Origin of the sequence: Kitasatospora sp. NPDC058170 (assembly GCF_042883905.1) — a bacterium.
Taxonomy (GTDB): Bacteria; Actinomycetota; Actinomycetes; order Streptomycetales; family Streptomycetaceae; genus Kitasatospora.
Genome location: NZ_JBHVUV010000020.1, coordinates 1 through 11,510, shown reverse-complemented (window position 1 = coordinate 11,510; position 11,510 = coordinate 1). Strand labels below are relative to the sequence as shown.

Sequence of the window (11,510 nt, the reverse complement as noted above, 5' to 3'; positions counted from 1 at the left end):
CGAGGCAGACCGCCTCGTCGGCTCCGGCCGTGAGAGCGCCGGCGTTCGCGAGGGCCCCGGCGGTCGCGAGGGCCCCGGCGTTCGCGGGATCCGGTGCCGCCACGGACTCCTGACGGTCCGGAAGGCTCACTGCGCGGTGCCGCTCTGCTTGGACCTCTCCAGCTCGACGGCCTCGTAGAGCGCCTTGATGTTCGAGCTGCCGAAGGTCTCGGCACCGATCCGCTCGATCACCTCGAAGAAGAGGGTGCGGCGCGGGTGGGTGGACCGGGTGAAGATCTGGAACAGCTGGCCGCCGTGGTCCTCGTCGACCAGGAGGTTCAACTCCCGCAGCACGTCCAGCTCGTGGTTCTTGGGCGTGATCCGCTCGGTGAGCAGGTCGTAGTACGAGCCCGGGGTCGTCAGGAACGCCACCCCGCGCTCCCTGAGGGCCCGGACGGAGCGTGCGGCGTCCTCGACCGAGAACGCGATGTGCTGGATGCCCGCGCCGTCGTGGCTGGCGAGGAACCCGTCGATCTGGCCCGGCTCGGCGGTGGTGTCCGGCTCGATGATGGTGAACGTCACCTCGCCGGAGGCGCTCTGGACGACCTTGGAGATCATCGCCTGGGGACCGACGACGATGCGCTCCTCGAAGATCTCCCGGAAGCCCAGCGCGCTCCGGTAGAACTCCACGGTGGGGTCGAGCTCGCCGGCGTTCACGCAGACGGCGAAGTGGTCGATCAGCTGCGCGCCCACCGGCCCGGCGCCGCCGTGGCCCGGCCCGGCCGGGGCCGACCCGGGCTCCGCGACGAAGCCCGGCGGCAGACCGGGCTCGCCGTCGGCGCCGCCCTGGACGAAGGTGTGGACCAGGTCCCCGAAGCCGGCGATCGTGGCGGCGGGCGCCGCACCGTCCTGGAGCGGCCGGTCGACCCGGCGCGCGCCGCGCTCCACCGCCGCGGCGAAGGCCGCCGACGCGTCCGCGGTCCGCAGGGCGATGTCCGCGACACCGTCACCGTGGCGCCGGACGTAGCGGGCGGCGGGGTGGTCGTCCGAGGTCCCTTCGGTCAGGACCAGCACGACCCGGCCCTGCCGAAGCGCCGTGCTCCGGAATCCCAGGGCCTCGGTTCCGCTTCTGCCGATCACCTCGAACGCGTAGTGGTCGACCCACTCCGCGGTCCTTGCCTCAAGATTCTCGACATAGAACTCGACATACTCGATACCGAGATCGGCGGGGAAGTCGGATCCGTCCACGATATGCACGCCTCTAACTTGTTCGGGGGTCACGGCAGTTGTGCCGCGACCTGGTTCGACCGACGGAAGGAGGGGTCGGTCTCAGCTCTCCTGCACGGCGGCGACGAGACTCTTCGGGCGCATGTCCGTCCAGGACGCCTCGATGTAGTCGAGGCATTCCTGGCGGGCCGCCTCGCCGAAGGCCTTATTCCAGCCCTCGGGCACCTCGGCAAAGGCCGGCCAGAGCGAGTGCTGCCCCTCCTCGTTGACCAGCACGAGGTAGCTGCCGTCCGGGTTCTCAAACGGATTCGTCATTGTTGGAGCCTTTCCGTGGTGGTTCGATGGGGGATCCGGGGATGCCCGAAGGAATATCCGGGCATGGCGGGGCCGACGAATGCGGGGAGGCGCACCCGTTGACTCACGGACGGAACATCGGATTGACGATCAGACCCTGATCGCGGAGTCGATTCGGAGGAAGAGATCTCGGAGCACGGCCTCGGCGTGCTCCACGAGGTAGAAATGGCCGCCGTCGAAGGCGCGCGCGGCGAAGCCGGCCCGCGTCACCGCTGACCAGGATTCCATTGAATCCTCGCTCAGCTCTGCGTCCTGACTTCCATAGTAGGCATAGATGGGCGCGTCCACCATGGCATTCTCAGCCTGGGGCGCCCGATACCGTTCGATCAGTCGGTAGTCGGCGCGGATGGCCGGCAGGATCAGCTCCCGCAGGTCCGCGTTCTCGAAGGTGCCCGCCACCGTGCCGCCCAACAGGCCGACGTCCTCGATGAGTTGAAGGTCACTCGCGTCGGCGAGCCCACGCGCGACCTCCCGCCCGGGACCGGCCCGGCCGGACACCGCGAGGGCCGACAGGGTGACACCGCACTCGACCTGGAGGCGCACGGCGACCTCATGGGCGACCGACGCGCCCATGCTGTGGCCGAAGAACACCAGCGGCGCGTCGGAGAATCGGGAACATTCGCGTACCAGCGGCTCCACCAGCTCCGCCATCGTCGCGGCCGGAGGGTCGAGCAGACGGTCTTCCCGCCCCGGGTACCGAACCGCCACGAGTTCCACACCGTCGGGCACGAACCCGTCCCAGGAGCGGAAGAAGCTTGCCGCGCCGCCCGCGTGGGCGAAACAGACGAGTCGGATCTTCGGGTTCGAAATCGGACGTACGGCCCGAAACCATCGATCGGCCGGTTCCCCACCCCTGCTGTACATAACAACCCTTCCAGCCCGAGTTCGGGCCGCCCCCGTGCATCACAAATCACCAGGAGGGACACTCCGGCGATAACGGACAGAACGTCGGTCCGGTTATCGGGCGGAATGGGGCAGGAGTTTGAGAACGGCGCCCCCCAGCCCCTCCTGTTGCGGTCGCACAATCGTGGCCGCACGGATTCAGCTGATCACAGCCCGGTGGACCCGGTCAAGGCAAGATCGGTCATATTCGATCAAGTACGGTCGCGGGCGATCGACAGTCAGCTATGCTTCTCGACTGCCTCTGTGATCGAGCGTCAACCCGGCTGCCGCCGGGCGGTCGCTCACGACCGGAGGCACCTCAAGAGGGCTGGCCCAGCGGGCCGGCTGCCGCGTCGGGAGGGACTGCGGCACGCCCCCGCAGCCGACCGTCCCTCTACGCACGCGGACACGCAGACGGGCCATGGCGGTGATGACCTCGCCCCGGCCCGCGTCCGGAATGTGGAATAGAACACACCTGAACGCGGACGGTGGCAGGCCACCGATGAGTCGAGCGTCACAGGATCCACCGGACGTCCCGTCACCACAGGCACACCATGCCGCCCTGCTCCCAGGTGCACCCCGCACCGGGGTGCCGGGGCCAGTCGCCGACGCTCGCCGCCGTCACGCGCGAGGTCAGGCCGCCCACGGGTCACCACCCGACGAAGAACGCTGACGAAACCGGAGCGCCGAAGCATGTTGGACACCCAGGCCGAGACCCTTCCCCTGCTCGCCGGCCAGTCCGGCATGTGGTTCGCCCAGCAGCTGGACCCGGCGAGCCACGCCTACCAGATCGCCGAATGTCTGGAGATCCACGGCCCGGTCGATGCCAGGCTCTTCGAGGTGGCCCTGCGTCAGGTGCTCCACGAGGCCGAGGGTTTCCGGCTGTGCTTCGTCGAGTCCGACAGCGGCGTCCGGCAGCGCATCAACCCGTACGCCGACTGGCCGCTGCACCTGGTGGACGTCTCGGCCGAGCCCGACCCGTGGGCCGCCGCGCAGGCCTGGATGTGGGCCGACCTGAAGCGCCCCTCCGACCTGCAGCAGGGCCCGCACTTCACCATGGCCCTCCTGCGCGCGGGCGAGGACCGCTTCATCTGGTACCAGCGCGCCCACCACGGAGTCGTCGACGGCTACAGCGGCTCGCTCATGGCGGCCCGCGCCGCCGAGCTCTACACCGCCCTGGTCGAGGGGCGCCCCGACGAGGGCAGCCCGCTCCCGGCCTTCCAGCACCTGCTGGACGACGAGGCCGCCTACCGCGGCTCCGAGCAGCACGCCGAGGACCGCCGGTACTGGCTGGACCGCCTCGCCGACCGCCCCGAGCCGGTCAACCTCGCCGGCCGCTTCGCGCCCCCCGCCCGCGGCCACCTGCGCCACACGGTCGACCTCGGCGTCGAGCACTCCGCCCGGCTGAAGGCGGCCGCCCGCCGCCTCGGCGTCGGCTGGTCCGCCTTCGTCCTGGCCGCGACCGCCGCCTACACCCACCGCCTGACCGGCGCCCACGACGTCGTCCTCGGCATGCCCGTCATGAGCCGCTCGGGCCGGACCGTCCGCGCGATCCCCGGCATGCTCACCAACGTCCTGCCGCTGCGCCTGACCGTCGGCCCCGAGCTGACCCTGGTCCAGCTGGTCAAGCAGACCAGCGCCGCCGCCCGCCAGGACCTGCGCCACCAGCGCTACCGCTACGAGGAGATGCGGCGGGAGCTCGGCCTGGCCGGCGCCTCCGGCCCGCTCGTCGGCGCCACCGTCAACATCCAGGCGTTCAACTACGACCTGACCTTCGGCGGACACCCGTCCACCGCCCACAACCTCACCAACGGCCCCGTCGAGGACCTGTCCTTCGTCGTCTACGACCGGGCCGCCGGACAGGGCATGCTCTTCGCCCTCGACGCCAACCCCTCGGTGTACGACGCCCAGCAGGTCGCCGAGCACGCCGACCGCTTCATCCGCTTCCTCGACGCGCTCGCGGCGGCCGACGAGCACCAGCCCATCGGCCGGGTCGAGCTGCTGACCGGGGACGAGCGCCGGCGGATGCTCGCCGAGTGGAACGACACCGCGGCCGCCGTGCCGGCCGGGGTGCTGCCGGAGCTGTTCCAGGCGCAGGTCGCCCGCACCCCCGAGGCGACCGCCCTCGTCTTCCAGGACACCGAGGCCACCTACACCGAGCTGAACGAGCGGGCCAACCGGCTCGCCCGGCTGCTGATCGAGCGCGGGGCGGGCCCGGAGCGGCTCGTCGCGCTGGCCGTACCGCGCTCCGTCGAGATGGTGGTGGCACTGCTCGCCGTCATCAAGACCGGCGCCGCCTACCTGCCGGTCGACCCGGAGTACCCGGCCGAGCGGATCGCCTACATGCTGGCCGACGCCGAGCCGGCGCTGGTGCTGGCCGGCGCCCGGACCGAGGCCGGCCTGCGCGCCGCCACCCCGGCGCCCCTGCTCGTCGTCGACACCCCGGAGCTGGCCGCCGAGCTCGAACGGTTCCCCGCCACCGACCCGACCGACGCGGACCGGACCGCCCCGCTGCGCCCGGAGCACCCCGCCTACGTCCTCTACACCTCCGGGTCGACCGGCCGCCCCAAGGGCGTCGTCGGCCTGCACGCCAGCGCCGCCAACCTGCTCACCGCGATCGCCCGCAGCTACCCCTACCGGCCGGGCGCGCCGACCCTGGCGAAGAGCTCCATGAGCTTCGTCGACGGCTCCACCGAGCTGCTCGGCTCGCTGTTCCACGGCGACCCGGTCGTGCTGGCCGACGCGGCGTCCGCCAAGGACCCGCTGGCCCTGGCCCAGCTGATCGCCCGGCACGGCATCGGCCGCATCACCGTCGTGCCGAGCCTGCTCGCCGCCCTGCTGGAGGTCGGCACACCGCTGCTGACCTCGTGCACCCACTGGGTCACCACCGGCGAGAACATCCCGCAGTACCTGGCCGAGCGGTTCGCCGAGGCGCTGCCGGATGCCCGGCTGCTCAACTTCTACGGCGCCTCCGAGACCAGCGGCGACGTGCTGTTCGGCGACTGCGGGGCGACCGAGACCCCGATCGGGCGACCGATCGCCAACACCCGGGTCTACGTCCTGGACAACGCGCTGCAGCCGGCGCCGGTCGGCGTGACGGGTGAACTGTACGTCGCGGGCGCCGCGTTGGCGCGTGGCTACCTGGGCCGTCCGGAGCTGACGGCCGACCGCTTCGTGGCCGACCCGTTCGGCCCGGCGGGCGGGCGGATGTACCGCACGGGCGACCTGGTGCGGTGGAGCGCAGCGGGCAGCCTGGAGTTCGCCGGGCGGGCGGACGCGCAGGTGAAGATCCGCGGCTTCCGCATCGAGCTCGGCGAGGTCGAGTCCGCGCTGGCCGGCCACCCGTCGGTGGGCCGGGCCAGCGTCGTGGTGCGCGAGGACCGCCCCGGGGACCAGCGGCTGGTGGGCTACGTCGTCCCGGCCGCGGAGTCCGCAGAGCCTGTGGACGGCGAACTGCTGCGCAGGCACGTCGCGTCGGAGCTGCCGGAGTACATGGTCCCGAGCGCGGTGGTGGTGCTGGACTCGCTGCCGCTGACGCCCAGCGGGAAGGTGAACCGGCTGGCGCTGCCCGCGCCGGACTACGCGACCGGCGCCTCCGGGCGCGCGCCCTCGTCGCGGCAGGAGGAGATCCTCTGCGGTGTGTTCGCCGAGGTGCTCGGCGTGGCGTCGGTGGGCGTGGACGACAGCTTCTTCGAGCTCGGCGGCCACTCCCTGCTCGGGACGCGGCTGATGAGCCGGATCCGTGCGGTGCTGGGTGTCGAGGTCGGCATCCGCGCCCTGTTCGAGGCGCCGACCGTCGCCGGTCTGGCCGCCCGTCTGGGCGGGGCCGGTGCTGCCCGACCCGCGCTGACCGCGGGCGAGCGCCCGGACGCGGTGCCGCTGTCCGCCGCCCAGCGCCGACTGTGGTTCCTCGGCGAACTCGAAGGCCCCAGCGCCACCTACAACATCCCGGCGGCCCTGCGGCTCAGCGGCGCCCTGGACCGGGAGGCCCTGCGGGCCGCGCTCGGCGACGTCATCGGGCGCCACGAGGTGCTGCGTACGGTGTTCCGCACCGCCGACGGCCGACCGCACCAGCACGTCCTCGACCCGGCGGCGGTCGCCTTCGAGCTGCCCGTCACCGAGGTCGCGGAGGCCGCGCTGGAGCAGGCCCTCGCCGACGCGGCCGGGTACGTCTTCGACCTGTCCGCCCAGGTGCCGCTGCGCGCCGAGCTGTTCAGCACCTCCGCGAACGAGCACGTGCTCGTTCTGGTCGTGCACCACATCGCGGGTGACGGCTGGTCGATGGGCCCGCTGGCCCGGGACCTGTCCGAGGCCTACGCGGCCCGGCTCGACGACAACGCGCCGGTGTGGCAGCCGCTGCCGGTGCAGTACGCCGACTACACCCTGTGGCAGCAGAAGCTCCTCGGGGACGACACCGACCCCAGCAGTGTCCTGTCCCAGCAGCTCGCCCACTGGCGCGAGGCCCTGGCCGGCCTGCCGGAAGAGCTCCAGCTGCCCACCGACCGACCGCGCCCGGCCATCGCCACCCACCACGGCGCCACCCTGCCCGTCGAGGTGCCCGCCGAGCTGCACCAGCAGCTCGCCGACCTCGCCCGGTCGCGCGGCGTCACCCTCTTCATGGTCCTCCAGGCCGGGCTCGCGACCCTGCTCTCCCGTCTGGGTGCGGGCACCGACATCCCCGTCGGCACCCCCATCGCCGGTCGTACCGACGAAGCCCTCGACGACCTGGTCGGGTTCTTCGTCAACACCCTCGTCATGCGCACCGACGTCTCAGGCGACCCGACCTTCGGCGAGCTCCTCGGCCGTGTCCAGGACGCCGGGCTCGGTGCCTTCGCCAACCAGGACATCCCCTTCGAGCGCCTCGTCGAGGACCTCGCCCCCACCCGCTCCATGGCCCGGCACCCGCTGTTCCAGGTCGTCCTCACGCTCCAGAACACCACGGCGGCCGTCGTCGAACTCCCCGGCCTTGAGACCGAGTTGGTGTCGACCGGACAGGCCCCGGCCAAGTTCGACCTGGACTTCCAGCTCAACGAGGCCTTCGACCCCACCGGCCGGGCCGCCGGCCTCCACGGCCTGGTCACCTTCGCGACCGACCTGTTCGACCGGACCACGGCCGAGGCGATCGCGCAGCGTTTCGTCCGCGTCCTGCACGCCGCCGTCGCCGACCCCGAGCAGCCCGTCAGCCGGATCGAGATCCTGGACCCGGCCGAGCGCGAACTGATCCTCACCGGCTGGAACGACACCGCCCGGGACCTGCCGACCGGCACCCTGCCCGAGCTGTTCGAGGCCCAGGCGGCCCGGACGCCCGACGCCACCGCCGTGGTGTTCACGGACACCCGGCTCAGCTACGCCGAGCTGAACGAGCGCGCCAACCGCCTCGCCCACCTGCTGGCCGAGCACGGCGTCGGCCCGGAGCAGCTCGTGGCGCTGGCCATGCCGCGCTCTGCGGAGATGGTGGTCGCCCTGCTCGCCGTGCTCAAGGCCGGCGGCGCCTACCTGCCGATCGACCCGGACTACCCGGCCGACCGCATCACCTACATGCTCGGCGACGCCCGGCCCACCCTGGTCATCACCAGCCGGTCCGTCCAGGACACGTTGCCCGAGGCCACCGCCCGGATCGTCCTCGACGACCCCGACACCCTCGCGCGCCTCGCCGACCTCGACACCGGCAACCCCGCGCCGGGCCTGCTGCCGAACCACCCCGCGTACGTCATCTACACCTCGGGCTCCACCGGCCGCCCCAAGGGCGTCGTCGTCCCGCACGGCAACGTGGCCCGCCTGCTGTCCGGGACCGACCACTGGTTCCACTTCGCCACCGACGACGTGTGGACCTGGTTCCACTCCTTCGCCTTCGACTTCTCCGTCTGGGAGCTGTGGGGCGCCCTCCTCAAGGGCGGCCGCCTCGTCGTCGTGCCCTTCGACGTCTCCCGCTCCCCGCAGGACTTCCTCGGCCTCCTCGTCCGCGAGCAGGTCACCGTCCTGAACCAGACCCCCTCCGCCTTCTACCAGTTGATGCAGGCCGACGCGCAGGACCCCGAGCTCGGCCGGCAACTCGCCCTGCGCACCGTCGTGTTCGGCGGCGAGGCACTCGACCTCAAGCGCCTGCGCGACTGGTACGGCCGCCACCAGGACGACGCGCCGCTGCTCGTCAACATGTACGGCATCACCGAAACCACCGTGCACGTCAGCTACATGGCCCTCGACGCCGCCATCAGCGCCGACACCGCCGTCGGCAGCGTCATCGGCCGCGGCATCCCCGACCTGCGTCTGTACGTCCTCGACAGCGGGCTGCAGCTGGTCCCGGCCGGTACCGCAGGTGAGCTGTACGTGGCGGGCGCGGGTCTGGCGCGCGGCTACCTGGGCCGTCCGGGCCTGTCGGCCGAGCGCTTCGTCGCCGACCCCTTCGGCGAGGCCGGCGAGCGGATGTACCGCACGGGCGACCTGGTGCGCTGGCGCGCGGACGGCAGCCTGGAGTTCGCCGGCCGTGCCGACGACCAGGTGAAGATCCGCGGCTTCCGCATCGAACTCGGCGAGGTCGAGTCCGCGCTGGCCGCGCACCCGGCCGTCGCCCAGGCCACCATCACCGTCCGCGAGGACAACCCCGGCGACAAGCGCCTGATCGGCTACGTCGTCCCGGCCACCGGCGGCGACGACCACGCGGCGCTCACCGCCGCCATCCGCGCCGACCTCCAGCAGCACCTGCCGGAGTACATGGTCCCCAGCGCGATCGTGGTGCTGGAGGCCCTGCCGCTGACCGCCAACGGCAAGCTCGACCGCAAGGCCCTGCCCGCGCCGCAGTACACCGCCACCACGGCAGGGCGCGCGCCCCGCACCGTGCAGGAGGAGATCCTCTGCGGTGTCTTCTCCGAGGTGCTCGACGTGGCGTCGGTGGGCGTGGACGACAGCTTCTTCGAGCTGGGCGGCCACTCCCTGCTGGCGACGCGGCTGGTCAGCCGGATCCGTGCGGTGCTGGGTGTCGAGGTCGGCATCCGCGCCCTGTTCGAGGCGCCGACCGTCGCCGGTCTGGCCGAGCGCCTGGGCGGAGCCGGTACGACCCGGCTCGCGCTGACCGCGGGCGAGCGCCCGGATGCGGTGCCGCTGTCCGCCGCCCAGCGACGGCTGTGGTTCCTCGGCGAGCTCGAAGGCCCCAGCGCCACCTACAACATCCCGGCCGCGCTGCGGCTCAGCGGCGCCCTGGACCGGGAGGCCCTGCGGGCCGCGCTCGGCGACGTCATCGGGCGCCACGAGGTGCTGCGCACGGTGTTCCGCACCGCCGACGGCCAGCCGCACCAGCACGTCCTCGACCCGGCGGCGGTCGCCTTCGAGCTGCCCGTCACCGAGGTCGCGGAGGCGGAGCTGGAGCAGGCCCTCGCCGACGCGGCCGGGTACGTCTTCGACCTGTCCGCCCAGGTGCCGCTGCGCGCCGAGCTGTTCAGCACCTCCGCGAACGAGCACGTCCTCGTTCTGGTCGTGCACCACATCGCGGGTGACGGCTGGTCGATGAGCCCGCTCGCCCGCGACATCTCCCAGGCCTACGCGGCCCGGCTCGACGGCCACGCCCCCGCGTGGCAGCCGCTGCCGGTGCAGTACGCCGACTACACCCTGTGGCAGCAGAAGCTCCTCGGCGAGGACGCCGACCCGCAGAGCGTCCTGTCCCAGCAGCTCGCCCACTGGCGCGAGGCCCTGGCCGGCCTGCCGGAAGAGCTCCAGCTGCCCACCGACCGGCCCCGCCCGGCCATCGCCACCCACCACGGCGCGACGCACGACCTGGACATCCCCGCCGAGCTGCACCAGCAGCTCAGCGACCTCGCCCGCTCGCGCGGTGTGACCGTGTTCATGGTCCTCCAGGCAGCACTGGCCACCCTGCTCTCCCGTCTGGGTGCGGGCACCGACATTCCCGTCGGTACTCCCATCGCCGGTCGTACCGACGAAGCCCTCGACGACCTGGTCGGGTTCTTCGTCAACACCCTGGTCATGCGCACCGACGTCTCAGGCGACCCGACCTTCGGCGAGCTGCTCAGCCGCGTCCAGGACACCGGCCTCGGTGCCTTCGCCAACCAGGACATCCCCTTCGAGCGCCTCGTCGAGGACCTCGCCCCCACCCGCTCCATGGCCCGGCACCCGCTGTTCCAGGTCATGCTCACCCTCCAGAACAACACCGAGGCCGCCCTCGAACTCCCGGGTATCGAGGCCGCGTTGGTCGCTACCGGGCAGCTGCCGGCCAAGTTCGACCTGGACTTCCAGCTCAGTGAGCTCCACGACACGCACGGGAAGGCGGTCGGCCTGCGCGGTGCGCTGACCTACGCCACCGACCTGTTCGACGGGACCACGGCCGAGGCGATCGCGCAGCGTTTCGTGCGGGTTCTGCAGGCCGCTGTCGCCGATCCCGAGCTGCCGGTCAGCCGGATCGAGATCCTGGACCCGGCCGAGCGCGAGCTGATCCTCACCGGCTGGAACGACACCGACCGGGACCTGCCCCCCACCACCCTGCCCGAGCTCTTCCACGCCCAGGCCGCCCGCACCCCCGACGCCACCGCCCTCGTCTTCGCCGACACCGAACTCACCTACGCGGAACTCAACGAGCAGGCCAACCGCCTCGCCCACCACCTCACCGCACACGGCGTCGGCCCCGAAACCATCGTCGGCGTCCTCATGGAACGCTCCACCGACCTCGTCATCGCCCTCTACGCCACCATCAAGGCCGGCGCCGCCTACCTCCCCCTGGACCCCGACCACCCCGCCGAGCGCATCGCCTACATGCTCGACGACGCCCGACCCGCCCTGGTCATCACCCACCACGACCACCAGGACACCCTCCCCGAGGCCACCACCCGCATCATCCTCGACGACCCGAGCACCCTCGCCCGCCTCGCCGAACTCGCCGCCGACAACCCCGCGCCGGGCCTGCTGCCCAGCCACCCCGCGTACGTCATCTACACCTCAGGCTCCACCGGCCGGCCCAAGGGCGTCACTATCCCCCACCACGGCGTCACCAACCGCCTCGCCTGGATGCAACACGCCTACCAACTCACCCCCACCGACCGCATCCTCCAGAAAACCCCCTTCGG

At 72.1% G+C, this 11,510-nt stretch carries 4 protein-coding genes; 1 reads left to right on the top strand and 3 read right to left on the bottom strand.

Going from position 1 to position 11,510, the window contains the following annotated elements; all coding sequences use genetic code 11:
* Positions 1–126: 126 nt before the first annotated feature.
* The 3 genes from hppD to ACFVVX_RS22585 form a co-directional block, all read right to left on the bottom strand.
* Complete coding sequence (hppD, locus tag ACFVVX_RS22595; RefSeq protein WP_387948286.1) at positions 127–1,236, bottom strand: 4-hydroxyphenylpyruvate dioxygenase; 1,110 nt, start codon at positions 1,234–1,236, stop codon at positions 127–129.
* Between the two features lie 72 nt (positions 1,237–1,308).
* Entirely contained in the window at positions 1,309–1,521 is a 213-nt protein-coding gene (locus tag ACFVVX_RS22590; RefSeq protein WP_387948284.1) for an MbtH family protein, read from the bottom strand.
* A 129-nt stretch (positions 1,522–1,650) separates the two neighbouring features.
* Positions 1,651–2,424: a thioesterase II family protein gene (locus ACFVVX_RS22585; protein ID WP_387948282.1), complete on the bottom strand. Its 774-nt coding sequence runs from the start codon at positions 2,422–2,424 to the stop codon at positions 1,651–1,653.
* Positions 2,425–3,135: 711 nt separating this feature from the next.
* Between ACFVVX_RS22585 and ACFVVX_RS22580 the strand changes: the two genes are divergently transcribed.
* Positions 3,136–11,510 (top strand): amino acid adenylation domain-containing protein (locus tag ACFVVX_RS22580; protein WP_387948280.1); only part of this gene is annotated, 8,375 nt, incomplete at its 3' end.

What these genes read in the sequence shown, in the direction of transcription:
- ACFVVX_RS22585 (WP_387948282.1), bottom strand. Translation starts at nt 2,424, where the DNA reads ATGTACAGCAGGGGTGGGGAACCGGCCGATCGATGGTTTCGGGCCGTA.
- ACFVVX_RS22590 (WP_387948284.1), bottom strand. Translation starts at nt 1,521, where the DNA reads ATGACGAATCCGTTTGAGAACCCGGACGGCAGCTACCTCGTGCTGGTC.